Genomic DNA, 26,531 nt, shown 5'->3' with positions numbered 1-26,531 from the left:
GTGGTGGGCGGCGATCAGGTTGGCTGCCCGCTCGGCCGGTGGATCCCTTCTCCAAGCGCGGGTCAGGGCGTGATCCGTGCGGTCAAGGCGGCCACGCCGATCACGAAGCCGCACGAGGCGGACACGAGCACGATCAGCAGTGGTCCGGCGTAGCGGGCGGCCCGGGTGACCTGGGCGGTGACACGGTGGTTCACGGCTTCCACCAGGCCCTCCATGGCCGGGTGATGATCTCCCGGTACGTATGGTGTGAGGGATTGCGGCCACCATGCGTGAACACCCAGCTCTGCGGTTCGGCGAAGTCGGTGCCCGGCGGTGAGGTTTCGCCGCAGACCGCGCACTGCATCGCGTACGTGGTGGGCTCGGCGTCGGGTTCCCGGTCGGGCTGGAGTGTCCACTTCTTGTGGCAGATAATCGCGCGGCTGGTCATCGAACCGTCTCCAGAGCCGTGGCGACGTACGGGTGCTGGAGTGCGGTACGCAGGGCGTGCGCGTTGGTGAGGGTCTCGTCGTCGGGCAGTTCGCACCAGCCGCCGAACCAGTCGTCGATCAACGGCAGGCTGGGCGCGACGAGCCACGAGTTGGTGGTGAGATGCCGGACCGGCAGGTCGCCCCAACTCCCTGCGGTGCCGGTGTCGATGGCGTAGTAGAGGCGTTCGTTGGGCCCGTCGTAGAGCACCGGGCCGATTGCCGTGCCTGTGGCCCGCAGGTGGGCCAGGGCCAGGAAACCGACCGCTGCGGGGGTGCGTACGAGGTCCCAGCCTTCGCCGACTCGGAGGAGGCGGAGTCCGGGCACGTCGTTGACCATGGGTGCGCTGCGCAGCGCTTCACGGACGGACATCACGTATCCCCTTGGTGCTGGAGGCCCGAGCTCACGCCGAACAGAGGCGCACGTTCCGTCGGCGGCCTGATGGGGCGAACCACGATCAGACGGGTGTCTGTTGCTGTTATCTGCCGCTGCCGCTCGGATACGACGCGCCTTGGGCCGAGGTGGCTGAGGGAAGGGACCACGGCGCCATACGTGTCGGGCAATTCGAGTGCGTCCAGGAGGCCGACGAAGGCGGGCGAGCGGACGGCAACCGTCGCCTCGCGGTCGGTGAACACGCCGCACAAGGTCAGCTCGTGCTGCCGGCAGTACTCGGTGAGGCAGCCGACGAGCGCCGCGTGGCGGGCCGGGCCGCCTGTGACATGGCGCAGGTAGCCGAAGACCTGGGGGCAGGCGACGGAGCGGCGTTCGGTGATGAGGTCGTCGTCCATGCCCACAGCGTCGGCCGTCGTGAACGGCCTCGAAATGACCTGCTGTTGTACTTCCGTTGCACTTCCCGCCCTACGTCGTCACCGAGAGTGCTTCCATACATGACGGAGGGAGGTCATCCGTGGTCAGTGTGCAGCAATGGACAGGCCGGGAGGCGAGCGCCCTGCGCGCCGCGCTGCGTATGAGCACGCGCGCATTCGCAGAGCACCTCGGTGTCGCACTGCGCACGGTCGCCAAGTGGGAGAGCCTCGGTACCGCCACCCAGCCCCGCCCGGATACCCAGGCCATCCTCGACACGGCACTGGCCCGCGCGGGCTCCGCTGCTCAGGCCAGGTTCGAGGTGCTGATCTTCCCTGGCAGGAAGAGCGCGCGGCCGGCGGACTACGAGACCTGGACCGAGGACATCGAGCGTGCTGTGATCTGCGTCAGCCGCCAGAACTTCCCCTTCGCCACCTCACTGTTGAACCGCTGGCTGACCCGGCACGACCCCCATCACCTGGATGACAAGGGCCTTTACCTCTACGGCCGTTCCCTCGTGCTGCTCGGCGATCTCCAACGTGACCAGGGCGCGATCCTCGGCCCGCTCTCCGCCCGGCACTCCTACATGACCGCCCGCGGCATGTTCACCGAACTCGATATCCCGCGTCGAGTGGCTCAGATCGAGCTCTCCCTCGCCGTCGTTCAGGAAATGTCCGGCCAGCTCGAATCCTCTGCCCGGCAGTACGAACTCCTTGCAGCGGACGAGCGCTTGAGCCCTCGCGACCGTGCCAGGGCCCGGCTCTGGGTCGGTACGGCACTGAGCAAGGAGGGCAACAACGGGTACGCCACCGGCGTCATGGTGGAGGCCACTCGCTCCTTCGAGGACCTGGGCGAGCCGGAGGACTGGTCTGTTGCCCACCAGAAGCTGGCCCTGGCCCACCGAGGCGTCGGCGACCTGAAGCAGGCCCTGCACTACATCGACATCGCGCGCACCACCGGCACGGTCGACTCCCCGATGCAGCGGGTGCGGTTGGACACCGCATACGGGCACATCCTTCTGTCGGATGCGGCGACCCGGAATGATGGGCTGTCCGTCCTCGATCAGGCGGCACAGGTGGCCCGCCAGTACGGGTTGAGCCACCAGCTGCACAGTATCGAGGGCATCCGAAAGGGCCAGCAGGGATGAGCCAGGGAGTGCCAGTGCCGGAGCACGAGCAACGCCAGATCACCGACGAGCAGTTCCACGACGCGACGCTGATCTGGAACTACCACCAGATGGGCCACGAGCAGCGTCCCTGCTCGGCGGCGATCGGCCTGGGCAGCCACGACCTTGGGGTGGCCACCACGGCCGCAGGCCTCTACCGCGCCGGCCTCTTCCCGGTCGTGGTGTTCAGCGGGGGCAACAGCCCCACCACCCGGGCCCGCTTCCCACGCGGTGAGGCCGTCCATTACCGCGAGCACGCCCTGAGCCTCGGGGTGCCGGACGAGGCGATCCTGGTCGAGCCCAAGGCGGCCAACACTGGCCAGAACGTCACCTTCTCCCGCGAGATGCTGGCCGAGGCCGGCATCGCGGTCGAGTCGCTGCTGCTCATCTCCAAGCCGTACATGGAACGCCGCTCGTATGCGACCTCCCGCAAGCTGTGGCCCGAGGCTGAGGTCGTGTGCGCTTCCGAGCCGCTGGAGTTGGACGACTACATCAAGTCCATCGGCGACGAGAAGCTGGTCGTCGACATGCTCGTCGGCGACCTGCAACGGGTGATCGAGTACCCGAAGCTCGGCTTCGCCGTCGAGCAGGACGTACCGGGGGATGTGTATGACGCTTACGAGCGCCTTCTGCGCGACGGATTCGACAGCCGCCTCATCGGCACCTGACCTGTCCCACGCTGGTTCGCCGGGCGGGGTGTGCGCGATCCACCAACCGAACCTGTTCCCGCGGCTGTCCACTCTGGCGAAGCTGTACGCCGCCGGCCCGGTGGATCGTCCTCGACGACGTCCAGTTCGCCCGGCGCGACTATCAGCACCGGGCTCGGCTCGCGGCCCTGGACAGCCCCGCCAGGCAGCAGTGGCTCACGCTCCCCACGCACCTGCCCGATGGGCGCACGACACTGATCAGCCGGGCGCGGCTCGCCGACCCCAGCCGCTCCCGCCGCACCGTCAGCCTGCTGATTCGCCAGTACTACGGCCGCAGCCGCCACTGGCCAGCGGTGCGTGGGGTCCTGGACGCGGTTCTCGATCAGTTCGAGACCACCGACCGCGTCTCCGGCATCGCCAGGGCGTCGACGATCACGCTGCTCACCGCACTTGGCTGGAGCGGCGAAGTACTGGACAGCAGCACGATCCCGACTCGGGAAGGCCGATCAGAACGGCTCGCAGAACTGGCCGTGGCCACGAGCAGTACCCACTATCTCTGCGGCACGGGTGGCTGGCGCTACCTCGACCCGGCTCCGTTCGATGCCCACGGCATCCCGGTGCTGGCTTTCCACACTCCTGTGGAGACGGAAGACCCACTCTGGCGGTGGTCCCGAGGGATCAGCAGTCTGTGGGCGCTGAGCCAGATCGGACCGGAAGTCCTGGCCGCCAAGCTGGCGGCCCAACGAGACCAACTGCTTCTGGGGGCTTCACGTGACCGAACCGCAGGCGCCGGGCAAAAAGCCGTTCCTGTACGTCGTCGTCTGCGCGGCCGGTGTCGCCGGCGACGTCGGCAAGCTGATCACGGCTGCTCAAGAGGCGAACTGGGACGTCGGCGTGGTGGCCACCCCGCAGGGGCTGGGTTTCATCGACACGGAGGCGGTCGAGGCCCAGACCGGCTACCCGATCCGATCGGCCTGGCGCTCACCCGACGATCCTCGCCCGCTGCCACCCGCCGACGCCATCGCGGTGGCCCCGGCCACCTTCAATACCGTCAATAAGTGGGCGGCAGGGATATCCGACACTCTGGCCCTGGGCATCCTGTGCGAGGCGTACGGCATGGGCATCCCCACTGCCGTCCTGCCGTACGTGAACTCAGCCCAGGCCGCCCATCCCGCGTACCGGCAGAGTCTGGAGCGGTTGCGCGAGATGGGCGTCCTGATCGGTTCGTACGAGCCGCACAGGCCAAAGGCCGGCGGCGGGGCAGACCGCTACCGCTGGGAGGAAGCGCTGGAGCTGCTCACTCCCAAGGCGTCCGCGCGGCCGTGATCAGCGCCGCCGTGCCGACTGAGGCTGTGAGGGAGGAGCCGCTGCCGCAGGCTGGACGGGCGGAGTACGGGCTGCCTCGGCTCGTGGACTGGGCGGATGGCGTTCGCCGAGGCGGCGGATGCGTCAGGTCAGTGCGCGGGCGGGGCTGTGGGCGTCATCCAGGGTGCGCTGTCCGAGCGCCTGGTCGAGGACGGTGGCTGAGTTGTGTCCTGCTGCTTCGGCCTCGGCGAGCACGGTGGCGAGTGCTTCCCAGGCGGAGTCGGCCAGGATGCGCTCGGAGTGTTCCGGTACCGCCTGCTGGAGGTGGTGGGCGAAGCGGCGTTTGGTCTGCGGGCTGGGCGTCCGGCTGGCGAGGCCGACCAGGACCGGCTCGGCGACCTGCGCGTACGCCACCTGCAAGTGGAGGAGGGCCTGCTCGGCTGCCGCCTCCTGCTGTGCGTGCTGACGGATGCGGTGCCAGTGAATCGCGAACGCCACCGCGGTGAGTGCGGCATCCAGAAGCATCGCGAATCCGGCCCCGTCCCTGTCCTGGGGGCGGTCGCGCCAGATCGCCTGGACGCTGCGCCGCAGGACGCGTGTGCTGTCGAGGTCGGCGGCGATGCGGGAGCGGGTGGCGCGCTCGAAGGCGGCCGCGGCCTGTTCGAGTTCGGCCTTGAGCACCGCCGGTCCGGTGGCCGGCAGGAGGTCCAGTGCGGCGCCGAGCGCGACCAGCTGTCCTTGAGCCGTGGGGTCGTCGCTGTGGGTGAGGTGGTAGGGGATGCGTTCGGTGGCGGCGGTGGCCTGGTGCCACAGGTTGCCCGGGCGGACGGTGACAGGTTCGGGGCTGGTGGTAACGAGGCGTTGGCGGATGTTGGGGAGGGAGAGGTCGGGGGCGAGGGTGGAGCCGGAGTAGAAGACCGGCTCGCCCTTGTCGTTGGTGTCGCCGGACAGGGCGAAGTTGCAGCCGAGGGCGTCGCCGGACGGGCCGTGCTTGAGGCGCACGGTCACGCCGGTGGCCTCCAACAGGGCGAAGAGCTGGGCCTCGTCGGCCGCGGCGGCGACGGCGCGGCGGACGCGCAGGCGCAGGATCTCGCGGGTGGCCGCTTCCTGGCCCAGGCGTTTGGCCTTGAAGTGCTCCTTGCTGGTGGGGCGTTTGGCGGCGGTGCCGTCGCCCGGCCTCAGTCGCCTCAGTCCGTAGTCGACTTCGATCTGGCGGGCTTCGCGCTGGACGGCCCGCTGGTCAAAGTCGCGCTGGGGGCGGCGACCATCCTGGCGTACGAGGGTGGCGGCGATGTGGATGTGGTCGTCGGCGTGGCGGACGGCCACCCAGCGGCAGGCTTCCTCGTCGCCTTCGGGGGCGATGCCGGCGGCGGCCACGATCCGGCGGGCGATATCCCCCCACTGGGTGTCGGTGAGGATCGGGTCTTCGGGGGCGGCACGGACGGGGCAGTGCCACACGGTGTGCTTGGGTGCTTTGTCGCCGAGCATCTTCACGGGCTGGTCGAGTTGTGCGGCGAGCTGGGCCTCCACGTCCTTGGGGTCGCGGTGGGGGCTGCGGCCAGGGTCGGGGGCGAAGTCGTTCCAGGAGGCCACCAGGTGCGGGTCGATGTGTTCGCTGGCCCGGCCTTTGCCGAAGAGGTAGCCGATCGTGCGGCGTGTGGCGTGGGGCCCCTTGCCGAGGATGATCTTCGGTATCAATGGCTCACCGCCCCTCGGTGATCTGGGCAACGGCGGTGTCCACCTCGGCGATGGATGCCTCGACGCGCTCCAGGAGCCGTTGGACGGTGTCGGGGTGGGGCCAGGAGCCGTCCCTGTTGAGGTGCCATGTGAGCTGGTTGAGGTTGTTGCCGATACCGCCGAGCTGCCGGTTGGCGGCCAACAGCGCCTTGACCATGGCGCGGTAGTCGGCGACGGCTGCGGTGGGGTCGTCGGCGCGGGCGGCGGCGAGCGCGCACTCGGCGACGTAGCCGCCGGGCTTCATGCGGCTCAGGGCGGCGGCGTTCTGGACGAGGGCGAATTCGTCGTCGTTGTAGCGGGGGTGGACGCGGTGCTCGCGCAGCTGCTTGTCACGCAGACGGCGACGCGGCGCCGGCTGCTGCGGCACGCTTGACGACGGCTCGCTGCCCCCAGTCCCGGTCGGCTCCCCCGGGCCGGTCGACCCCTGTGCCCCTGCGCCGGATGCCTCCGCCTCCTCTGGGGCGGGGGTCGGGTAAGGACTCCTTACCCGACAACTTGCTGTGCGTGTGACGGGGGTGGTGGCCATCTGTTCCTGGGGCATGGGGTGTTCGTGGTGCTGTTCGTGCATCGGAGTGCTCCGGTAGTGAGGGGGCGGAAGGTGTGTCACGGGCGTCGCATCCGTCCCATGCCTGGTCAGGGTAGGTACGGACACTCGGGCAGGTACGGAGAAGTCCGTCCCGGTGAGGACATCCGTCCCCGCGCTGACCTGCGCGGGGACGGATGCGACGCAGTGATACGGACCCAGCGGGAGGCGGGTTAGCGGGCGCGTTTGGGGCCGGCGGGTCCGCCGGGTGGGCCGATGGGCAGCTGACCCGCCGGGGCGGCGGGCGGCTTGCCCTGAACCTGGCGCGCGGTTGTGGCGTCGTGCGTGGGGGCGGGCGCCGTCTCGGTGAGCTCGGGGCAGTGCCGGGCCCAGCTGTCGAGGAACCGGTTACGGGTGTACCCCTTAGCCTGCCTGCCCTTGTCGAAGCGGTAGTTGGCCGGGCGGATGTCGAAGTCCCGCAGCATTCTGCCCAGGTGGTAGGCGTTGAGCCCGTTGGTGCCGTGCTCTGCCCAGGGGGCGTCGGGGTCCTGGAGCAGGGCGGTGACCAGATCCAGGGAGGACAGGGCCTCGGGGTTGCCATGTGCCTCGAAGACGCGGTGGATGTCGCGCAGCAGCCTCGTCTTCAGGTTGGTCTGCTCGTCCTGGACGGCCTCGAACCGGGTCATCGCCACACAGGCTGCACGGGCACTGGCGGGCCAGTGGCCGCCGGCCAGGTCGGCGATGATGACCAGCGGTTCCCAGGTGTCCGCCGCCCGGTCCTCCACCGGCATGGTCGGCGCCATAGGGGCGGCCGTGCCGCGTAGCGGGCCCAGCCAGGCGGCCAGCTTGTCCCGCAGTGCGTTCAGCTCCGGTGTGGCGTAGCGGGAGCGGAACGGGGTCACCTTCTCGCTCGGCTTGCGCTTTTGCATGCGGAGCACGACCGCCCGGTCCGTGATCGTGTCGGGGAGGTCGCCGATCGAGGCCAGTGCGGCCATGGCGAAAGTCGGATACGGGGTTGGCTTGTGCTCCGGACCGGAGATGCGCCAGGCGGGCCGGTTTCGCTGGTGTCCGGCGTTCAGCAGGCCGCGCAGTTCCTCGTTCTCGCCGGCCTTGCTGAAGATGGTGTCGGCCTCGTCCACGAGGATCGTGCGCGGGTTCTTGCCGATGACGCGGAAGAGCACCGCCGTGGACATGTTCACCGTCATGATCGGCTGGTGGACGGTCTCGTGGAGCACGTCAAGAACCCGGGACTTGCCGCAGCCCTTCGTCGGGCCGACGACCGCCAGACGCGGCGCGTGCTGCAGAACGGTCTGGATGTGCGTGGCCGCCACCCACAGCGTGACCGCTGTCAGCGCCTCGTCACTGGGCAGTACGACGTACTTGCCGATCGCCGCCCGCAGATCATCCAGCAGTTCCGCGCCCCTACCGGAACCCTGTTCCCCGGGGTCTGCCGGTCCCCGAGGAGGCCGGGAGCCGGTCCCGTGATCCGGTCCCCGTGCGTCGACGGGACCGGTCCCCTTCTGCTGGGCGGTAACCGCCACGGGGTTGTCGGTCCCCTGCGACTGGCGGGGACCGTGATCACGGTCCCCCATACCGTCCACCGGTGCATCTGCAGCATCTTGGGGACCGGTCCCCATTTTGGCGCCGCTGACCTGTAGGTTTGCGCCGGATGTCGATACGCCGGATGTCGATACGGGGACCGGGACGTGCGGGGACCGAACAGCGGACACTTCGCGGGGACGGTCCCCAACAGCGGCATCATCAGACGGCTGGGGACGGTCCCCGCGTGCTTCCACATCCGCCGAGTGCTCGACGGTCCCCGACGCCGGGGACCGTGTTTCCGCCTGATCCCTGCGGCGCCAGGGGACGCCCTCGCCGGGGACCGCGGGAGTGGGCCAGCCGGTCGGGGAGGTGTTCGTGGAGCTGGGGGACGTAGAGTCCTCCATAGGCGTTCCTCTCCGGTGAGAGGCAGGACGGGCAAGGTCCCGCCCCTCACCAGCTCATGCGTTCAGGGATGGGCGATCAGTTGGGAAGTCTTCGGCCCTCGGCGTTGGCGCGCCGGGGGCCGCTTCGTTGTCCGCGCCAGACGCGAGGTCAGGCCGTGAGGTCGTACGACGTCTGCGCATCCAGCCACGCGTCCACCTCCCGCCAGCGGTAGCGCAGGTGACGGCCGACCTTGTGAACGCTCGGACCGATGCCCCGGTACTTCCACTGGTAGAGGGTCTTCACCGGTACCCCGAGGTGCGCGGCCACGTCGGCGGGAGTGGCGAGCTGGTCACGCTCGGCTCCGGCAAGGCGCGGGGAGTGGTTCGGCAATGAGGTCTCCATATCGGGATCAGGGTTTTGGATGACAGGCATGGCGACACAGCCACACCACCTGGGAAGCGTCCAGAGTGAATTCTGGAACTCCCGGCTACTTCCCTAGGCGTCGCCGGGGAAGACCAAAACAGTAAGGGTGGATCGCCGGTTGCCGAAATCGCTCCCACGGACGCCGAAATTTTCTGCGGCGAAGCAACTGGCTGAGGTGTCGAAATCCGGTACCTCAGCAGCTCAGGGGCGGCGTTCAGTAGTCAGGAGCGATGCGGCCAGCCCGCCGGACACCGCATCCGATAGGTGCTCAAATCGCCCACCTCTTTGACGCGGAGGGAAGGTAGCACAACCTCCCCGCTGAAACGGCTCGTGATGTACTGGAATTCGACGAGACGAACACCACTTCGCCCCCGAACGACTTTTGGAGAGTTTAAGAGCTAACTCTTGCCATAACGGTCGGCTGCAAGTTACAGCTATCTGTCATGCCCACCCGACCTGTCGAAATAGGCCCCGCCGGCCTCCACACCAGGGCGGTTGCAAGTTCCGGGATCGCGTAGATCGTGCGCGGCCAGTGGGAGTTGACGTGGCAACAGCACAGGCACGAGACCGGTGATCATCAGGGTGTCTACGCCAGCTGATCACATCGAGGTCCCGTGCCTGCCGCTCCATCCTCCCCGATCCCTGCCGCCCTGGCGAAACTGGGCCCCCTGCACCAGCACGGCACCGGCTGCCTGCGTGCCCACCTCCAGCGCGTACCCGACCCGCGTTCGCGTCGCGGGCGGTGGTATCCCCTGGTCGGCTTGCTGCTGATCTGCGCCTGCGCAGTCGTCTCCGGCGCCCGGACCGTCACCGAGATCACCGAGTGGGGACAGCGTGCCACCACCACGGTGCTGGAACGACTCGGAATCCGCAGGCACTTGCCCGGACGTCGCCGTGCCCCGTCCCATGCCACCCTCACCCGGCTCCTTGCCGCCCTCGACGGCGATGCCCTGGACAGCGCGATCGGCGCCTACCTGGCCGAACGCGACCACACCGCGAACGCCGGCCGCGGCACCGGCTCTGCGCCACGGCCGGCGATCGCGGTGGACGGCAAGGCACTGTCCGGCTCCGCGCACCGGCAGCAGCGCCACCGGCACCTGCTGTCCGCCGTCACTCACGCCCCCACCGTCACCCTGGCCCAGCGGGAAGTGGGTGCCAAGACCAACGAGACGGCCGCCTTCCGTCCGCTGCTGGAACCACTCGACCTGACCGGCACCGTGGTCACCTTCGACGCCCTGCACAGCGTCAAGGACCAGGTGCGCTGGCTGGTGCGGGAGAAGAAAGCCCACTACATCGCGGTGATCAAGGGAAACCAGCCGACCGCGTCTGCCCAGCTCAAGGCCCTGCCATGGGAGCAGGTGCCCGTAGCTCACACCGTCTCGGGGACCGGGCACGGGCGGCGGGAGTCCCGCTCGGTCAAGACCATGGCCATCGCGGCGAACCTGGGCGGGATCGCCTTCCCGGAAGCACGGCTGGCTCTGCGCATCCACCGGCGCCGCCAGGAGAGCGGCAAGCGGCAGACCCGGGAGACGGTCTACGCCGTCACCAGCCTCGATACCCACCAGGCCAGCCCTGCTGACCTGGGCGGATACGTGCGCGGCCACTGGGGAATCGAAAATTCCAGCCACCATGTCAGAGATGTGGTGTTCGCCGAGGACGCCTCCACCGTCCACACCGGCAGCGCGCCGCGGGCGATGGCCGCTCTGCGGAACCTGGCCATCGGCAGGCTGCGGCTGCTGGGAGCGGACAACATCGCCAAGACCACCCGAGCGATCCGGGACGCACCCGAACACGCCATCTGGATCTGGGGCATCACCGACAGCCCGCTCCTACCGGGAACTTGAAGCCGCCCTGCCTCCACACCGCCCGCACCATCGAGCACCTACGCCTCGTGCGCAGCCTGCCCCAGCTCGCGACCCCTCCCGCAGCCCTGCTGCTCCCGTGGCCGACGCACGCCCCCGTGTCCCACGCCCCCGCCCAGCCCCTCACCCCCTTCCAGGAGGCCCTTCTTGGCTGACGTGTACGACCGCTGGCACAAGTCCCACCCCAAGCCCGCCGAGGCCGAGTGCGGCGAACACAAGAGCCGTACGAAGCGGATGGTCCCCACCGCCGACCACGGCATCGGCAAGCGCTGGCAGGTCCGTTACCGCGACCTTGATGGCCATCAGCGCAAGGAGAACTTCAACACGAAGGCCGAGGCGGACAACCGCGCCGCCGAGGTCGACGTCGAGATCCGGCGCGGCTCCTACGTCGTCCCGGCCGAGACGAAGCAGACGCTCGGCGCCTACGCGCAGAAGTGGCTCGACGCGAACTCCGTCGGCCCGACTACCGCGCTCCGCTACGAGGCGACGGTCCGCAACCACATCGTCGAGCACCTCGGCCGACGCGAGCTGCGGTCCCTCAACCAGCCCTCGATCATTCAGGGTTGGATTCGCACGCTGCAGGACGCCGAACTGGAAGTGTCGACGATCGAGGGCATCTTCGACATCCTCTCCAGCATCCTCGGCATGGCCGTGGAGGACGGGCTGCTGCCGAAGAACCCCTGCAAGGCGAAGTCGGTCAAGCTGCCGACCGCGACCAAGAAGAGGATCATCCCTTGGCCGCTGGAGCGCGTACCCGCCGTGATAGCCGGACTCCCGAAGCGCTTCCAGGCTGGCGGCAAGCTCGCCTTCGGCTGCGGCCTTCGCCAGGGCGAGGTGTTCGGCTTCGCCGTCGAGGACATCGACTTCAAGGGCGGCTGGATACACGTCAACCGTCAGGTACGGCTCGTCGGTACGAAGCCCGTCTTCGCCCTGCCCAAGGGCAACAAGATCCGGTCAGTGCCCCTGTCGGCCCAGCTCGCCGCAGCCATCAAGGCTCACATGAAGGAGTTCCCGCCGACCGCCGTCACCCTGCCCTGGGCCAAACCGGACGGCGAGCCGAAGACCTTCCGCCTCCTCTTCGTCGACGCGAAGAAGCGGGCGTACAACCGGAGCGTCTTCAACATGGGCGACTGGAAGCGCGCCCTGGCCGCCGCCGGCGTGATCCCTCCCCGCGAGCGCGGCGCGCGCTACCTCCAAGCGGCCCCGGAAGACGGCATGCACGCTCTACGTCACGCCTACGCCTCCGTGCTCCTGGATGCAGGGGAGAGCATCAAGGCGCTCTCCGAATACCTCGGCCACTCGGACCCGGGCTTCACGCTGCGGACGTACACGCACCTGCTGCCGTCCAGTGAGACCCGTACCCGCAAGGCCATCGACGACGCCTTCACGGAAGACGAGGCGGAGGACGACGGCGAGCCGCCCGCTGCCCAGGGCACACCAGCGCCCCCAGCGAAACCAATGTGCCCTCAATGTGCCCTGGCCGCCTGACGGCCCCCCTCCGGCACCAAAAAGGGCGAGGCCCGAAGACCCCGCCCGATCCGCAAGAAGCCCCAGGTCACGGCCAAACAAGGCAGTAAGGCTGATGCCCCGCCTCGTGCAGCCGATGGCTGAAGTCCTGCCACTCGTGCAGCAGTTGGTAGACGTTGAAGGCGTCGCGGGGGCCGCCGCGGTCGGGGACCGTCGACCAGATGAAGGCCGCGGCGCCGACCGCCTCCTCGCCGATGCCGCGCAGGGGGTCGACGACGGTCATGGGGAGCTTGACGACCGCGTAGTCGGGGTGGAGGACGACCAGTTCGAGCGGGGGAACCTTGTGGAGGGGGACACCTTCGATGCCGGTCAGCACCATCGCGGCCATCGTCTCCGGCTTGATCTTGGTGAACATGCCGTTCATGCCGAGCTCGTCGCCGCCGAGTTCCTCGGGGCGCATGGAGATCGGGACGCGGGCCGCGGTCGCGCCGTCGGGCGCGCCGAAGTACTTGTACGTCACCCCCACCCGACCACCACTCCTGCTCCCCGCCCGGAGCCGGTTGACCATGTGGCCCAGGCCGTCCACCTGGTCCGCGCGGTCCGCACTCTCGACGCGGTCCGTACGGTCCTTGCGGTCCGCGCGGCTCCTGCGTTCCGCGCGAGTCCTGCGATCCACCGGGTCAGGCCGGTCCATCCGGTCCGTCTGATCCATTCCGTCCACACGATTGACACGATCCACATGATCGGCGCGATCCATACGGTCCATACCGTCCATACGGCTGCGCCGCCCGATCCGCTCAGGTCCGCCGCTCTGGATCCGGTCCGGACTGTTGGGCTGGACCCGGTCGGAACCGCCCTCGGCCCGGTCGGAACCGGCCTGCGTCCGGTCGGTATCGGCCTGCGCGCGGCGCCGGCGGCGCGAGCGGGACGAGCCCTCCTGCTGCTCGTCCTCCTGCGGCCCGTGCGTGCTGTGTGCACTGTGCGGACCGTACACGCCCGGCCGGCCCTCCGGGACGTACGGGGGCTGTGACCCCGGCGACCCCAACGGTGGCGGGGGGACCGGCGGAACCGGCGGAACCGGTGGCACGGGTGGTGCCGGTGGACCCGGCGGCGGCGGTACGGCACCCTGCGGTCCCGGTCCCGCCGGTCCGCTCAGCTCGCCCGGTGCGCTCCGGTCCTGTCGTGTCTCCGCCGTCTCCTCCGCTTCGCGCCGGTGCCTGCCCCGCCGGGCACGACGAGGACCGAGGTCACCGGTCCCGTCGCCCAGTCCGCCACCGCGATGCATATCTCCACCCGAACGCATTTCTGGGACGCGTGGCCCCCGCCGCGCAACCCGATGATCGTGTCAGTGACCTCCCCCGCGACCGCCCGCCGAAACGTGCGTCGAAACACCAGTCGGCAGGATCTTCGGAGCCTCTGACACCATGGCCTGTGTGAGCTATCAGTACGAAGCCCCAGTTTCGCAGACTCTTTTCGAGCGCGCGGCGGCCGTCACGCCCGGCGGCGTGAACTCTCCCGTGCGCGCCTTCCGCGCCGTGGGTGGTACGCCCCGGTTCATGGTGTCCGGTACCGGTCCTTATCTGACCGACGCCGACGGTCGCGAGTATGTCGATCTTGTGTGCTCCTGGGGGCCCATGATCCTCGGGCACTCCCGGCCCGAGGTCATCGCCGCCGTCCAGGAGGCCGTGTCGCGAGGTACCTCGTTCGGTACCCCCGGTGAGGGCGAGGTCGCGCTCGCCGAGGAGATGGTGGACCGGGTCGGGCCCCTGGAGCAGGTGCGGCTCGTGTCCAGCGGGACCGAGGCCACCATGTCCGCGATCCGGCTCGCCCGCGGCTTCACCGGCCGCACCAAGGTGGTGAAGTTCGCCGGGTGTTACCACGGGCACGTCGACTCGCTGCTCGCCGCCGCCGGGTCGGGAGTCGCCACCTTCGCCCTGCCCGACACCCCCGGCGTCACCGGCGCCCAGGCCGGCGACACCATCGTGCTGCCCTACAACGACCTCGACGCCGTACGCGCCGCCTTCGCCGCCCACCCCGGCGAGATCGCCTGCGTCATCACCGAGGCATCCCCGGGCAACATGGGCGTCGTACCGCCGCTGCCGGGCTTCAACCAGGGCCTCAAGGACGTCTGCGCCGAGAACGGCGCGCTGTTCGTCTCCGACGAGGTGATGACGGGGTTCCGGACCAGCAGGGCCGGTTGGTTCGGGATCGACGGGGTCGTCCCGGATCTCATGACCTTCGGCAAGGTCATGGGCGGCGGCTTCCCCGCCGCCGCCTTCGGGGGCGCGCCGACGTGATGGCGTACCTCGCGCCCGCCGGGCCCGTGTACCAGGCCGGCACGCTGTCGGGGAACCCGGTCGCGACCGCCGCCGGGCTGGCGCAGCTGCGGCTGCTGGACCACGCGGCGTACGACGTCGTCGCCGCCGTGTCCCTCCGGATCCAGGGGCTCGTCACGGACGCGCTCACCAAGGAAGGCGTCGCGCACACGCTGCAGAGCGCCTCCAACATGTTCTCCGTGTTCTTCACGGACACGCCCGTGCGGAACTACGAGGAGGCCAAGGCGCAGGAGTCGTACCGCTTCAACGCCTTCTTCCACTCGATGCTGTCGCAGGGTGTTTATCTGCCGCCGTCGTCGTTCGAGTCGTGGTTCGTGTCGACCGCGCACGACGAGCGGGCGGTTCAGCGGATCGCCGACGCTCTCCCGGCGGCGGCACGGGCAGCAGCGGAGGCCAGAGAGTCATGAGTGACATCACCGTCGTCCACCTGATGCGGCACGGCGAGGTCGCCAACCCGGACGGGATCCTGTACGGGCGCCTCACCGGCTACCACCTCTCCGACCTCGGGCGGCGCATGGCCGACCGGGTCGCCGAGCATCTGGCGCCCCGGGACATCACGCATGTCGTCGCCTCGCCGCTGGAGCGGGCGCAGGAGACGGCCACGCCGATCGCCAAGACGCACGGTCTCGACCTCGCGACCGACGCGCGGCTCATCGAGGCGGGCAACGTCTTCCAGGGCAAGACCTTCGGTGTCGGTGACGGCGCGCTGAAGCGGCCCGAGAACTGGAAGCACCTGGTGAACCCCTTCAGGCCGTCGTGGGGGGAGCCGTACGTCGACCAGGTCGTGCGGATGATGGGCGCGCTGGACGCCGCGAAGGACGCGGCGCGGGGGCATGAGGCCGTGCTGGTCAGCCATCAGCTGCCGATCTGGATCGCGCGGTCGTACGTCGAGCGGCGGCGGCTGTGGCACGATCCGCGCCGGAGGCAGTGCACGCTGGCCTCCCTGACCACGTTCACGTACCAGGGCGACAGGATCGTGTCGGTGGGCTACAGCGAGCCGGCGCGGGACCTGGTGCCGGCGCATCTCCTGGCCGGGGCCAAGCCGGTCAAGGGCCGGAGCAAGGCGTTCGGAGCGTAGGCCCAGGCGGACCCGCGCCTGGTCAGAGATCAACCGGAACCCACGGGGCCGTAGGTCTGTCTTCACAGGCGTGCGGCCCCGTATCTTGTGTGACGCGCCGAGCGTATTAAGCCAAAGTGGCTTGAACATGTGCTAGATGAGCGGAACCCCTGAGCTCCCCAGACCCTCTTAAAGGGTGTGCTTCGCGCTGAACAGGGACGTGAAACAAGCAAAGGGGACGCAATGGGTGAAATATCGCGGAGAGGGATGCTCGGGCTCGGTGTCGGCGCCGCCACCACGCTGGGGCTGGCCGGGTGCGGTACGGGGCTCGGGAGCGGGCCCGGCGAGGGCGGCGCATCCGGGGACGGCGGCAAGAACCCCGGGAAGGGGAAGGGGAAGCCGGAGAACCCGGTGAAGCCGCTCGGGGACGGGTCGACCGCCGACACGGGCAGGCAGCCGAACCAGCCGGACAAGCCGAGGCCGCTGGCGGCGGGGGAGAAGCCCCCGCAGTTCGTGGTCTTCTCCTGGGACGGTGCCGGGGACGTCGGGAACGGCCTCTTCGAGCGGTTCCTGAAGGCGGGGCGGGACCACGGCGCCCACATGACGTTCTTCCTCTCCGGGATCTATGTCCTCCCCGAGTCGAAGAAGCGCAAGTACCTCCCGCCGAACAACGCGCCCGGCGCCTCCGACATCGGCTATCTGACCGACGAGCACATCAAGTCGACGCTGGGCCACCTGCGGACGGCCTGGCTCGACGGCCACGAGATAGGCACCCACTTCAACGGCCACTTCTGCGGCGACGGCTTCGGCTCGGTCGGCAGGTGGACACCGAAGCAGTGGCGCAGCGAGATCGACCAGGCGAAGGCGTTCGTCAAGGAGTGGAGGACCAACAGCGGCTGGACCGACGTCGAACCGCTGCCCTTCGACTACGAGATGGAGCTGATCGGCGGCCGGACACCGTGTCTGCTGGGGCAGGAGAACCTGCTGCCCACCGCGCGCGAGCTCGGCTGGCGCTACGACTCCTCCTCGCCCGGCGGCCTCCAGGTCTGGCCCCGCAGGAAGCAGGGCGTGTGGGATCTGCCGTTGCAGTCCATACCCTTCCCGGGGCGCGGTTTCGAGGTGCTCTCGATGGACTACAACATCATGTACAACCAGTCCCAGAACTCCACCCAGGCCCCGCCCGCCAACCACCCGGCCTACCGCACCCAGGCGACCGGCGCGTACGTGGCCGGGTTCCAGCGCGCGTACGAGACGAACCGGGCACCGCTGTTCATAGGCAACCACTTCGAGGAGTGGAACGGCGGGGTCTACATGGACGCCGTCGAGGAGTCCCTGAAGCACATCGCACGGGCCAGGGAGAAGGCCACGGACGGGGACATACGGATCGTCTCCTTCCGCCAGTTCGTGGACTGGATGGACGTCCAGCCGCCGGAGGTCCTCGCCCAGCTCCAGGCCCTCGGGGTCGGGCAGCGTCCGCCGGCCGGCTGGAAGGAGTTCCTGAAGGTCGGTTCGGCTGTCTGACCTCGCCGTATGCCCGCTCTCCGGGGTGCCGCGCGACCGCTCCGGACCCCGCCGCAAGACCACGAAACGGGCATGCGAAACTTTTCACATGAGTGTCCGTACGAGCCGCAGTCGTGCCGCTTTGCTCTCCGCCGGGGCCACGGCCCTGGTGCTGGCGCTCTCCGCCTGCTCGGGCGGGGGCATCGAGGGCGGCGGCGGTGGGACCGGGTTCATCACCGGCACCGACGGGATCGCGACGGTGGAGAAGGGCGAGCGGGACGACGCTCCCGACCTCTCCGGGAAGACCATCGACGGCGACCGGCTCGATGTGTCGTCCGCCTACAGAGGCAAGATCATCGTGCTGAACGTGTGGGGCTCCTGGTGCGCGCCGTGCCGCGCCGAGGCGCCCAACCTGGTGAAGGTGTCCGCGGATCTCGCCGACCAGGGCGTGCAGTTCGTCGGCATCAACACGCGGGACACCAGCACCCGGCCGGCGGTCGCCTTCGAGAAGCAGTTCAAGGTCGACTACCCGAGCCTGTACGACCCCACCGGCAAGCTGCTGCTGCGCTTCGAGAAGGGCTCGCTCAACCCGCAGCTGATCCCCTCCACGCTCGTCATCGACCGGGACGGGAAGCTCGCGGCGCGCACCCAGCAGGCGCTCAGCGAGGAGAAGCTGCGCAAGATGCTCAAGCCGATCCTCGCGGAGAAGTGACGTGCCCGGGACGTCCGCGCCGACCACGACCACCGTGCTGACCACGACCGCCGCCGACGTCACGTCGACCCTCACCGGCGGGGCTTTGCTGCTCGCCCTGCCGATCGCCGTCCTCGGCGGACTCGTCTCCTTCTTCTCGCCCTGCGTACTGCCGCTCGTGCCCGGCTACCTGTCGTACGTCACCGGAGTCGGCGGCACCGACCTGGCCGACGCCCGCAAGGGGCGGATGGCGGCCGGGGCCGGACTGTTCGTGCTCGGGTTCACCGTGGTGTTCGTCTCCAGCGGCGCGCTCTTCGGGTACTTCGGCCGGACCCTGCTGGAGCACCAGGACGTACTCACCAAGGTGCTCGGCGTGCTCATGATCGTCATGGGCCTCTTCTTCATGGGGCTGATGCCCTGGCTGACCCAGCGGGAGTACCGCTTCCACACCAGGCCGGCCACCGGTCTCGTGGGTGCCCCGATACTCGGCGCGCTCTTCGGCATCGGCTGGGTGCCCTGCATCGGCCCGACCCTCGCCACGGTCAACTTCCTCGCTCTCGACCAGGCCAGCGCCGGGCGCGGGGCCCTGCTGATGGTGGCGTACTGTCTGGGGCTGGGCCTGCCCTTCGTGCTCGCCGCGGTGGCCTTCCGCAAGGCGCTCGGCGCCTTCGCCTGGGTCAAGCGGCACTACGCGTGGGTGCTGCGCGTCGGCGGCGGCATGATGATCACGATCGGACTGCTGATGCTGACCGGCGCCTGGGACCGCATCATTCAGGAGATGCAGGTCTGGTCCACCGGCTTCACCCCTGGGATCTGAGCCAATGACGACGACCGACTCCGGCAACCGTGAGAAGAACGCCGGCCGGCGCGAGACGGGCGACGGACGTGAGACCGCCGCTCCCGGCCGGGCCACCGACGACGGCGACCTCGACACCGTCGGCTCGAGGCTGTCCACCGCGCCACGGGAGGACGCGCCCCACCTGCCCTCCCTGGGAGTGATCGGCTGGGCCCGCTGGTTCTGGCGGCAGCTGACCTCCATGCGGGTCGCGCTGCTGCTGCTGTTCATGCTGTCGCTCGCGGCGATCCCCGGCTCGCTGATCCCGCAGTCGGGGCAGGACGCGACCCGGGTCGCCGACTTCATGGAGCGGCACGACACGCTGGGGCCGGTCTACGAGAAGCTCGGACTGTTCCATGTCTACAGCTCGGTGTGGTTCTCGGCGATCTACATCCTGCTGTTCGTCTCGCTCATCGGCTGCATCGTGCCCCGCACCTGGCAGTTCGTCGGCCAGCTGCGCGGCCGGCCGCCGGGCGCGCCCAAGCGGCTGACCCGGCTGCCCGCGTACGCGACCTGGCGTACGGAGGCGGAGCCTGAGCAGGTGCGCGAGGTCGCGCTGAAGGCGCTGAAGCGGCGCCGGTTCCGCGCGCACGTGGCCGGGGACGCGGTCGCCGCCGAGAAGGGCTATCTGCGGGAGGCGGGCAACCTCGCCTTCCACATCGCCCTGATCGTGATGCTCGTCGCCTTCGCCTGGGGCCAGCTCTACCGGTCCGAGGGCAACAAGCTGATCGTCGAGGGCGACGGCTTCGCCAACACCCTCACGCAGTACGACGACTTCAAGTCGGGCAACCTCTTCAGCGCCGACGACCTCAACCCGTTCAGCTTCGGCCTCAAGAACTTCCGGGGCACCTACGAGCCCAGCGGGCCCAACAGGGGCACCCCGCGGATCTTCGAGGCCTCCGTGGACTACGCCGTCGGCGCCGACGGCGAGGAGAAGCCGACCAGGATCGAGGTCAACAAGCCGCTGGAGATCGGCGACTCGAAGGTCTACCTCGTCAGCCACGGGTACGCCCCGGTCATCACCGTCCGGGACGGCAAGGGCGAGGTCGTCTTCAGTGACGCGGTGCCGCTGCTGCCGCTGGACTCCAACGTCACCTCCTCCGGGGTGATCAAGGTGCTGGACGGCTACCACAACGCGAAGGGGAAGGGGGAGCAGCTCGGCATCCAGGCGTTCTTCCTGCCGACCTACGGCGGGCCGGACACCGCTGTGGTCTCGCAGTTCCCCGCGCTGCTCAATCCCCGGCTGAACCTGCAGCCGTACCACGGTGACCTCGGGGTCAACGCGGGGGTGCCGCAGAGCGTGTACCAGATGGAGAAGCGGAACATGACGGCGTACAAGGACGCCAAGGGCGAGCAGGTGCGGGAGAACCTGGAGCCCGGGGAGTCCATGGCGCTGCCCGGCGGCAACGGCACGATCACCTTCGACGGCGTCAAGGAGTGGGCGGGCTTCCAGGTCACCCAGCAGCCCGGCAGCGGCTGGGCCCTGGCCGGCGCCCTCGCCGCCATCGCCGGCCTCGCCGGTTCCCTCTTCATCCAGCGCCGCCGCGTCTGGGTCCGCGCGACCGCCGGCCCGGACGGCACCACCGTGGTGGAGATGGCGGGCCTCGGCCGCAGCGAGTCCGCGAAGGTGGCGGAGGAGCTGGGGGACCTGGCCGCCGCCGTGCACGCCGAGGCCCCGACGGCCGCCGAGCCCGAGCCCGACCCCGAGAACCCCGCCCCCGAACCTCCAGTCGTACCTTCCGAAGGGTCTGAGAAGTGACTCTCGCCGCCGCGACGAACGAGAACCTCGCGAACATCAGCAACACGCTGATCTACTCCGCGATGGCCGTGTACACCCTGGCCTTCTTCGCGTACATCGCCGAATGGCTCTTCGGCAGCCGCAGCAAGGTCGGCCGGACGGCCGCTGCGCTGACCGCCGACGCCGACGCCGGCAAGGCGGCGAAGACGGCGGACGCGCCCGCCGTCACGGTGAGGAAGGCCGGTGGGACCGGCGTGCTGGAGCGGCCCCAGGTGATCGTGCGGGCCGCCGCCGGCGCGCGGGACGTGCCGGACGGGCCCGGCGCCCACGGCGGGGACGAGCAGGGCGACCTCTACGGCCGCATCGCCGTGTCCCTCACCGTGCTCGCCTTCGCCGTCGAGTTCTGCGGTGTGCTCACGCGGGCCCTGTCGGTGCAGCGGGCGCCGTGGGGCAACATGTACGAGTTCAACATCACCTTCTCCACCGTGGCCGTCGGCGTGTACCTCTCGCTGCTCGCGCTGAAGAAGAACGTCCGCTGGCTCGGCCTCCCGCTGATCACGTCGGTCCTCCTCGATCTCGGTCTCGCCGTCACCGTCCTGTACACCGCCAGCGACCAGTTGGTACCCGCCCTCCACTCGTACTGGCTGTACATCCACGTCTCCACCGCGATCTTCTGCGGCGCCGTCTTCTACGTGGGCGCGGTCGGCACGGTCCTGTACCTCTTCAAGGACTCCTACGAGAGCAAGCTGGCGAGCGGCGGCAGGCCCGGCCACTTCGCGACGTCCGTCATGGAGCGGCTGCCCGCCTCGGCGTCCCTCGACAAGTTCTCGTACCGCGTCAACGCCGCCGTCTTCCCCCTGTGGACGTTCACGATCATCGCGGGCGCCATCTGGGCCGGTGACGCGTGGGGCCGCTACTGGGGCTGGGACCCCAAGGAGACCTGGTCCTTCATCACCTGGGTGTGCTACGCCGCCTACCTGCACGCCCGCGCCACGGCCGGCTGGAAAGGCCGCAAGGCCGCGTACATCGCGCTCGCCGCCTTCGCCTGCTGGCTGTTCAACTACTACGGGGTCAACATCTTCGTCAGCGGCAAGCACTCCTACGCGGACGTCGGCTGACCAAGGCCCGCCCCCTCCCGTCCCGTACAACCGCCGTACACCGAAGGCCGGTTCTTTTGTGACGCAGGTCACGGGAACCGGCCTCGCGCTGTACCGGGCCGTCGCGGATCCCGGCTGACCCGTGGGGGGTTCGGACGGGGCCGGACAACGGCCGTAGAGCCCCGCCGCTATCCGGTCCCGCGCAGAAGGGGCCGCGGCGGCGTGGGCGTCGCGTCTCACGCCGTCCGCCTCCTGAACAGAAGCCCCGAAGCGCCCACCGAGACCGCCAGAATTCCCGCACACCAGGCCAGCGCCACCCACGGAGTGGTTCCCACCGGCTGCCCGAGCAGCAGCCCCCGAAGTGTCTCGATCACCTGGGTCACCGGCTGATGGGCCGCGAAGCCCTGGAGCCAGCCGGGCATCGTGTCGGTCCGGACGAAGGCACTGCTGGGGTAGGGGAGGAAGCTGACGAGGAAGGTGAAGCCGCCTGCCGCTTCGGAGGACTTGACGAAGAGACCGATCGCGGCCGAGAACCAGGAGAGGGCGAGGATGTAGATCAGGAGGACGGCCGTCGCCGCCAGCCAGCCCGAGAGGGTGGCCACGGGCCGGAAGCCGATGGCGAGGGCCAGGCAGAGGACCAGGGTGGTGGCCACCAGGTTGCGGACCGCCGATGCCAGTACGTGGCCGGTGAGGATCGGGGTGCCGCCGATGTCCAGCGAGCGGAAGCGGTCGATGATGCCGCTCTTGAGGTCCTCCGTCACCGCCATCGCCGTGTTGGCCGCGCCGAAGCCAGCGCAGAGGAGGAGGACACCGGGGACGACGTAGGTGACGTACCGCGTGCCGGTGTCGATCGCGCCGCCGAAGAAGTAGACGAAGACCAGCAGGAGCATCACCGGCAGGGCCATCGAGGTGATGAGGGCGTCGAGGTTGCGGCGGCTCAGGCGCAGTGAGCGGCCGGTCATGATCAGGGCGTCAGACATGGGCGGGCTCCGCGGCGGGGGATCGGGTGAGTGCGAGGAAGACGTCGTCGAGGGTCGCCGTGTGGACCGAGAAGCTCGCGATGGTGGTGCGGGTGGGGTCCAACTCGTCCAGCAGGGCGCGGATGTGGGCGGCCGAGCCGTCGGTGGGGATGCCCAGGGTGCGGGTGTCGGGGTCGGTGTACGTCGCCCTGGGGACCATGCGCAGATAGCTCGCCGAGTCGGCGAGGACCAGGTCGAGGCGGTGGCCCGCGACCCGTCGCTTCAACTCGGCCGAGCTGCCTTCGGCAGTCAGGACGCCCTTGTCGAGTACGGCGATGCGGTCCGCCAACCGGTCGGCCTCTTCCAGGTACTGGGTGGTCAGGAAGACCGTGGTGCCTTGGGCGGACAGTTCTCGTACGACGTCCCAGAGGGCGGCGCGGCTGCGTGGGTCCAGGCCCGTGGTCGGCTCGTCGAGGAAGATCACCTCGGGGTCGCCGACCAGGGAAGCGGCCAGGTCCAGGCGGCGGCGCATGCCCCCGGAGTACGTCTTCACCAGGCGGTCGGCCGCGTCGGTGAGGTCGAAGCGGTCGAGGAGTTCCGCCGCCCTGGTGCGCGCGGCCGGCCGGCCGTGGCCTGCCAGGCGGGTCATCATGCGCAGGTTCTCGGTGCCCGTCTGCATCTCGTCGACCGCCGCGAACTGACCGGTCAGGCTGATCGCCCGGCGGACCCGGGAGCGCGCGGTGCGGATGTCGTGGCCGGCCACCCGGGCCGTGCCCGCGTCGGCGGTCGAGAGCGTGGCCAGGATACGTACGGCGGTGGTCTTGCCCGCCCCGTTGGGGCCGAGCAGTGCGTGTACGGCGCCACGCGGGACGGTGAGGTCCACACCGCGCAGGACCTGAAGGTCACCGTAGGACTTGGTCAGGCCGGTCGCCTCGATGGCCGGGTGCGGATCGGCCGGGCGCGGGTCGGACGGGTGCTTTGGCATCGCCCCTCATCTCTGTCTCTGTCCACTTCAACTGCGTAACCCTTACGCGTTACTGTGTAAGGGTTACGCAGAAATAGGATGTGCGTCAAGCCGGAGTCGAAGACCGGATGGCGACCGGGACGACGAGGGAGGCGTACATGGCGGACACGGAGAGCGGGACGGGGCTGCCCGCGAGCCTCGAAGTGGCCTGGGGTCTGCGGGAACGTCCGGCGAAGGGGCCGCGGCCCGGGCTGAGCCTGGACCGGATCGTGGACACGGCCGTGTGGATCGCGGCCACCGAGGGGCTCGGCGCGGTGTCCATGGGGCGGGTCGCCAAGGAACTCGGCGTCTCGACCATGTCGCTCTACCGCTACGTCGGCGCCAAGGGCGAGCTCTATGTGCTGATGGTGGAGGCGGCCGTAGGCGCGCCGCCCGAGGGGCCGCCGTCCGGTACGGGGTGGCGCGAGTGCCTCGCGTGGTGGGCGCGGGCACAGCGGGCGGTCTTCCGTCGGAACCTGTGGGTGCTGCGCATCCCGACGTCGGGACCGCCCATCGGCCCCAACTCCCTGGCCTGGATGGAGGCGGCGCTCGCGGGGCTGGACGGCACCGGGTTGCGCGAGGAGGAGAAGCTCTCCGTGCTGATGCTGGTGGGCGGCTACGTACGGAACGAATCCGTGCTGACGTCCGACCTGGAGGCCGGGATGCGAGCGAGCGGGGTCGGGCCCGACGAGTCACTGCGGCGCTACGCGGCGGCGCTCGGGGCGCTCGCCGACGCCGAGCGGCACCCCGCCATCGCGCGGCTCCTCCGCTCGGGCGTGTTCGAGCACGGGGACGAGGGCGACATCGAGTTCGACTTCGGGCTCGACCGGGTGCTCGACGGGATCGAGGTCCTGGTCGAGTCGCGCCGCTGATGTCGGTCCCCTCTTTGCTTTCAGGGGCGCGGGGAACCTCGGGACCAGCCCCCACCCACCCGTAGCCGAGAGTGGGGGAGGGGCGGGTAGGGGCGGCGGGGGCGAGACCACTGGTCATCCCACGCGCGGCGGGCGGCCCGCGACCGCGTCGTCCGGCCAGTTCCTGGAAGCCCGCCACAGGAGTACGTCGTGGGCAGGGCGGGTGTCCGTCGTGGTCGTCGTCGTGCACGGCCATGTCGGCCGACAGCAGCTCGGCGAGGGTGGTGCCCCTCGGGGCAGGTCTGGCGGGCCGACTCGGCGATCAGGGTTCTGCCGAGCGGGCTGGAGGCGGTCAACCGGTGTGTGGTGTCAGGCAGTTGGGGGAGGGGGGCGGCACGCTCGGGCAGGACGCGCCGATGGTGCGGAGCGTGCCCTCGGGGGAGAGCGGTGGGAGTGGGATCAGCAGGGCTCGGGACGAGGGGGTGGCGCCCGGCGTCCAGCCGCAGGTGCGTGCCATTTCCGGCAGTGTGCGGCGGGCCGCGTTCCGCAGCGCCGGGTGCCCCTGCCCCCGCAGTCCGGCGAAGAACGGCACCTGGTCGGCCCTGCCGTCGGCCGGGTTCCGCAGCACCGACTCCATCAGCCGCCGCCCGGCCGCCTCCTGCACGTTGTCGATCAGGACCACCGGCCGCCCGGCCCGACACGTACGCGGCGTGCGGGCTGCTCGCCGTCGTGGCCCGGACCGTCAGGGTTCCTGCTGTCAGGGACGGGGACGACGTCGGGGATAGCGGGGGCGATTTCGACGCAGTTGCCGCCGTTGTCGCCGCTGTGGCTGCTCTTGATCCAGATCGCCGCGCTCAGGTCGTACCTGTCCATGACGCGCGTACCCCTCCATCACGTCGCTGATCAGAGCGGCGGACTCGCGGGCTGACGGGATGTCCGCTCTGAGCACATCATAGGTCTGGCCGTCGCGGGCGTAGACCGTCGGATCGTTGGTGGAGTGGCCGCTGTGCTGCGACTCCGAGTAGACCCACCGCTCGCCGGGCAGGTCGATCAGCGACATCGAGACCTTGGGGCGGATGAGTCCGTAGAGATCCGCCGGGACCACCTGGACGCGGATGTTGGGCCGTCGTCCGACGCTGAGAAGATGCGCGCACTGGTCACGCATGGCCTCCGGGCTCCCGACCGCGTTGCGCGGGCAGCTCTCGTCCAGGACCGCGACATACAGCGGACCACCGTCGGCCAGGAGGCGTGGCTGGCGGCTCATCCTGGCGCGGACGCGTTCGTCCGCCTCGTCACCGGTCAAGACCTGGGAGAACAGCGCGTGTGTGTAGGCCGGAGTCTGCAACAGGCCCGGGATAAGCTGCTCTTGGTACTCCCGTGGCCCGACGGCCACCGCGTCCATCTCCACCCGGCGCTCGAACCAGTCGGGATGCTGGACCTCCGGATACCAGTCCACCTTGGCCCAGATGCGAGCCAACACCCCACCCGTGTCCAGCACTTCGTCACACCGCTTCGCGAACTGCTCGCTCGGGACCCGCGTGCCCACCTCGATCTTCGCCACCTGCGACCGGTCGCACGGGATCTCCTTCGCCAGTGCCTCCTGCGTCAACAGCGCCGCCTCGCGGAAGTGCCGCAGCACCTCGCCGAACAGCACCGAACTCCCGGCCCCGCCGCCCCCCTCCGCGGTCCGCCGCGTCATGACGTCCCCCTCGTGCTGTCCGTGGCAGAGGTCCAGTGCCACACGTACCGCATTGATAGCGACCGTTCCCGTCGGCGATGCCGTGTACACCCAGAGTGACGACAGGGTTGTGGAGTGCGCGTGGAACCAGAGGGGCAGCTTGTCTGCGATCCGCGGACGCGGTGCGTGGGGGAGTACCGGGACAGGGTCGGGCCGTACGCGATGCTGCGCCCGGTGGGTGGCGGCCGGGAGTGGGAGGCGGACCCGGCGACGCTGCTGCCGGCGACCACGGCGGAGCGGATCGGGGCCCAGGTGAAGGCGGCCAACCAGCGGACGAAGAGGAGGATGTGACCGTGCGCCGACGAGACGAGGTCGAGCTCGGCCGTCCGCCCGTTCCGGTGTCCGGCTGCGCGGCCTGTGACGAGCCGTACGGCGGGAGGAGGCGCGGGCCCGGTACGACCG

At 69.7% G+C, this 26,531-nt stretch carries 26 protein-coding genes and 3 pseudogenes; 15 read left to right on the top strand and 14 right to left on the bottom strand.

Annotation, left to right across the window (positions count from 1 at the left end):
- Nucleotides 1–62: 62 nt before the first annotated feature.
- The 4 genes from WBG99_RS14170 to WBG99_RS14155 are packed head-to-tail and all read right to left on the bottom strand — an operon-like array spanning nt 63 to nt 1,253.
- Nucleotides 63–203, bottom strand: coding sequence for a hypothetical protein (locus WBG99_RS14170; protein WP_338677385.1), 141 nt, complete (start codon nt 201–203; stop codon nt 63–65).
- Entirely contained in the window at nt 191–427 is a 237-nt protein-coding gene (locus WBG99_RS14165) for a hypothetical protein (protein ID WP_338677384.1), read from the bottom strand. Before WBG99_RS14165 ends, WBG99_RS14170 begins: the two co-directional genes overlap by 13 nt.
- On the bottom strand, nt 424–837 hold the full coding sequence (locus WBG99_RS14160; protein ID WP_338896659.1) for a hypothetical protein: 414 nt from the start codon (nt 835–837) through the stop codon (nt 424–426). Before WBG99_RS14160 ends, WBG99_RS14165 begins: the two co-directional genes overlap by 4 nt.
- The gene (locus WBG99_RS14155) at nt 837–1,253 is read right to left on the bottom strand and encodes a hypothetical protein (RefSeq protein ID WP_338896658.1); all 417 of its coding nucleotides are present in this window, start codon (nt 1,251–1,253) and stop codon (nt 837–839) included. The genes WBG99_RS14160 and WBG99_RS14155 overlap by 1 nt, the downstream gene beginning before the upstream one ends.
- 119 nt (nt 1,254–1,372) lie before the next feature.
- Here WBG99_RS14155 and WBG99_RS14150 point away from each other — a divergent pair, with 119 nt between their 5' ends.
- The 4 genes and pseudogenes from WBG99_RS14150 to WBG99_RS14135 all read left to right on the top strand — a co-directional run bounded on the left by WBG99_RS14150 (nt 1,373) and on the right by WBG99_RS14135 (nt 4,407).
- Entirely contained in the window at nt 1,373–2,416 is a 1,044-nt protein-coding gene (locus WBG99_RS14150) for a hypothetical protein (RefSeq protein ID WP_338896657.1), read from the top strand.
- Nucleotides 2,413–3,102 carry a YdcF family protein gene (locus WBG99_RS14145; RefSeq protein ID WP_338896656.1) on the top strand — a complete coding sequence of 230 codons (690 nt, stop codon included), beginning with the start codon at nt 2,413–2,415 and terminating at the stop codon, nt 3,100–3,102. Before WBG99_RS14150 ends, WBG99_RS14145 begins: the two co-directional genes overlap by 4 nt.
- Nucleotides 3,075–3,644 (top strand): annotated as a pseudogene (locus WBG99_RS14140) (WbqC family protein); the annotation flags it as partial. The gene WBG99_RS14145 and the pseudogene WBG99_RS14140, both read left to right, overlap by 28 nt.
- A gap of 208 nt (nt 3,645–3,852) precedes the next feature.
- The gene (locus tag WBG99_RS14135; RefSeq protein ID WP_338896655.1) at nt 3,853–4,407 is read left to right on the top strand and encodes a flavoprotein; all 555 of its coding nucleotides are present in this window, start codon (nt 3,853–3,855) and stop codon (nt 4,405–4,407) included.
- Between the two features lie 126 nt (nt 4,408–4,533).
- Here the strand turns inward: WBG99_RS14135 and WBG99_RS14130 are convergent.
- The 4 genes and pseudogenes from WBG99_RS14130 to WBG99_RS14115 form a co-directional block, all read right to left on the bottom strand.
- Nucleotides 4,534–6,084 (bottom strand): annotated as a pseudogene (locus tag WBG99_RS14130) (mobilization protein); the annotation flags it as partial.
- A gap of 4 nt (nt 6,085–6,088) precedes the next feature.
- On the bottom strand, nt 6,089–6,490 hold the full coding sequence (locus WBG99_RS14125) for a MobC family plasmid mobilization relaxosome protein (RefSeq protein WP_338896654.1): 402 nt from the start codon (nt 6,488–6,490) through the stop codon (nt 6,089–6,091).
- A 389-nt stretch (nt 6,491–6,879) separates the two neighbouring features.
- On the bottom strand, nt 6,880–8,187 hold the full coding sequence (locus WBG99_RS14120; RefSeq protein ID WP_338896653.1) for a DUF3631 domain-containing protein: 1,308 nt from the start codon (nt 8,185–8,187) through the stop codon (nt 6,880–6,882).
- A gap of 553 nt (nt 8,188–8,740) precedes the next feature.
- Nucleotides 8,741–8,974, bottom strand: coding sequence for a helix-turn-helix domain-containing protein (locus WBG99_RS14115; RefSeq protein WP_319134823.1), 234 nt, complete (start codon nt 8,972–8,974; stop codon nt 8,741–8,743).
- Nucleotides 8,975–9,609: 635 nt separating this feature from the next.
- Between WBG99_RS14115 and WBG99_RS14110 the strand changes: the two genes are divergently transcribed.
- Together WBG99_RS14110 and WBG99_RS14105 are read left to right on the top strand one after the other, a co-directional pair.
- Entirely contained in the window at nt 9,610–10,839 is a 1,230-nt protein-coding gene (locus WBG99_RS14110) for an ISAs1 family transposase (protein WP_338895116.1), read from the top strand.
- Nucleotides 10,840–11,013: 174 nt separating this feature from the next.
- Entirely contained in the window at nt 11,014–12,345 is a 1,332-nt protein-coding gene (locus tag WBG99_RS14105; protein WP_338900338.1) for a tyrosine-type recombinase/integrase, read from the top strand.
- 67 nt (nt 12,346–12,412) lie between these two features.
- Here the strand turns inward: WBG99_RS14105 and WBG99_RS14100 are convergent, their stop codons facing one another.
- The gene (locus WBG99_RS14100; protein ID WP_338900337.1) at nt 12,413–12,892 is read right to left on the bottom strand and encodes a hypothetical protein; all 480 of its coding nucleotides are present in this window, start codon (nt 12,890–12,892) and stop codon (nt 12,413–12,415) included.
- Nucleotides 12,893–13,748: 856 nt separating this feature from the next.
- Here WBG99_RS14100 and hemL point away from each other — a divergent pair.
- From hemL to ccsB, 7 genes and pseudogenes are all read left to right on the top strand, one after another.
- Nucleotides 13,749–15,067: pseudogene (hemL, locus tag WBG99_RS14095) on the top strand (glutamate-1-semialdehyde 2,1-aminomutase).
- Nucleotides 15,064–15,738, top strand: coding sequence for a histidine phosphatase family protein (locus WBG99_RS14090; RefSeq protein WP_338896652.1), 675 nt, complete (start codon nt 15,064–15,066; stop codon nt 15,736–15,738). The pseudogene hemL and the gene WBG99_RS14090 overlap by 4 nt, the downstream one beginning before the upstream one ends.
- A gap of 222 nt (nt 15,739–15,960) precedes the next feature.
- Complete coding sequence (locus WBG99_RS14085) at nt 15,961–17,238, top strand: hypothetical protein (RefSeq protein WP_338896651.1); 1,278 nt, start codon at nt 15,961–15,963, stop codon at nt 17,236–17,238.
- An 88-nt stretch (nt 17,239–17,326) separates the two neighbouring features.
- The gene (locus tag WBG99_RS14080; protein ID WP_338896650.1) at nt 17,327–17,929 is read left to right on the top strand and encodes a TlpA disulfide reductase family protein; all 603 of its coding nucleotides are present in this window, start codon (nt 17,327–17,329) and stop codon (nt 17,927–17,929) included.
- 34 nt (nt 17,930–17,963) lie between these two features.
- Nucleotides 17,964–18,725: a cytochrome c biogenesis protein CcdA gene (locus tag WBG99_RS14075; protein ID WP_338900335.1), complete on the top strand. Its 762-nt coding sequence runs from the start codon at nt 17,964–17,966 to the stop codon at nt 18,723–18,725.
- 4 nt (nt 18,726–18,729) lie between these two features.
- Nucleotides 18,730–20,502 (top strand): cytochrome c biogenesis protein ResB, encoded by a 1,773-nt coding sequence (locus WBG99_RS14070; RefSeq protein WP_338896649.1) that lies wholly within the window; start codon nt 18,730–18,732, stop codon nt 20,500–20,502.
- Nucleotides 20,499–21,599, top strand: coding sequence for a c-type cytochrome biogenesis protein CcsB (ccsB, locus tag WBG99_RS14065; protein ID WP_338896648.1), 1,101 nt, complete (start codon nt 20,499–20,501; stop codon nt 21,597–21,599). Before WBG99_RS14070 ends, ccsB begins: the two co-directional genes overlap by 4 nt.
- Before the next feature lie 215 nt (nt 21,600–21,814).
- On the opposite strand, the gene WBG99_RS14060 is transcribed toward ccsB, so the two are convergent.
- Nucleotides 21,815–22,558 (bottom strand): ABC transporter permease, encoded by a 744-nt coding sequence (locus tag WBG99_RS14060; protein WP_338896647.1) that lies wholly within the window; start codon nt 22,556–22,558, stop codon nt 21,815–21,817.
- Nucleotides 22,551–23,522: an ATP-binding cassette domain-containing protein gene (locus tag WBG99_RS14055; protein ID WP_338896646.1), complete on the bottom strand. Its 972-nt coding sequence runs from the start codon at nt 23,520–23,522 to the stop codon at nt 22,551–22,553. Before WBG99_RS14055 ends, WBG99_RS14060 begins: the two co-directional genes overlap by 8 nt.
- 137 nt (nt 23,523–23,659) lie before the next feature.
- Between WBG99_RS14055 and WBG99_RS14050 the strand changes: the two genes are divergently transcribed.
- A complete protein-coding gene (locus WBG99_RS14050) occupies nt 23,660–24,412 on the top strand; it encodes a TetR/AcrR family transcriptional regulator (protein ID WP_338896645.1) in 753 nt (250 codons plus the stop codon).
- Between the two features lie 331 nt (nt 24,413–24,743).
- Here WBG99_RS14050 and WBG99_RS14045 read toward each other — a convergent pair whose 3' ends face one another.
- Genes WBG99_RS14045 through WBG99_RS14035 form a run of 3 tightly spaced genes read right to left on the bottom strand, consistent with a single transcriptional unit; the run spans nt 24,744 to nt 26,090 of the window.
- The gene (locus WBG99_RS14045; protein WP_338896644.1) at nt 24,744–25,073 is read right to left on the bottom strand and encodes a hypothetical protein; all 330 of its coding nucleotides are present in this window, start codon (nt 25,071–25,073) and stop codon (nt 24,744–24,746) included.
- Nucleotides 25,064–25,186 (bottom strand): hypothetical protein, encoded by a 123-nt coding sequence (locus WBG99_RS14040; RefSeq protein ID WP_338900334.1) that lies wholly within the window; start codon nt 25,184–25,186, stop codon nt 25,064–25,066. Before WBG99_RS14040 ends, WBG99_RS14045 begins: the two co-directional genes overlap by 10 nt.
- Nucleotides 25,149–26,090, bottom strand: coding sequence for a helix-turn-helix transcriptional regulator (locus WBG99_RS14035; protein ID WP_338896643.1), 942 nt, complete (start codon nt 26,088–26,090; stop codon nt 25,149–25,151). Before WBG99_RS14035 ends, WBG99_RS14040 begins: the two co-directional genes overlap by 38 nt.
- Before the next feature lie 114 nt (nt 26,091–26,204).
- On the opposite strand from WBG99_RS14035, the gene WBG99_RS14030 reads away from it, so the two are divergent.
- Nucleotides 26,205–26,420, top strand: a complete 216-nt coding sequence (locus tag WBG99_RS14030; RefSeq protein WP_338896642.1) for a hypothetical protein — start codon at nt 26,205–26,207, stop codon at nt 26,418–26,420.
- Nucleotides 26,421–26,531 lie beyond the last annotated feature (111 nt).

The sequence above is a fragment of the Streptomyces sp. TG1A-60 genome, from assembly GCF_037201975.1.
Lineage (GTDB): Bacteria > Actinomycetota > Actinomycetes > Streptomycetales > Streptomycetaceae > Streptomyces.
This window is presented reverse-complemented; position numbering and strand designations above follow the sequence as displayed.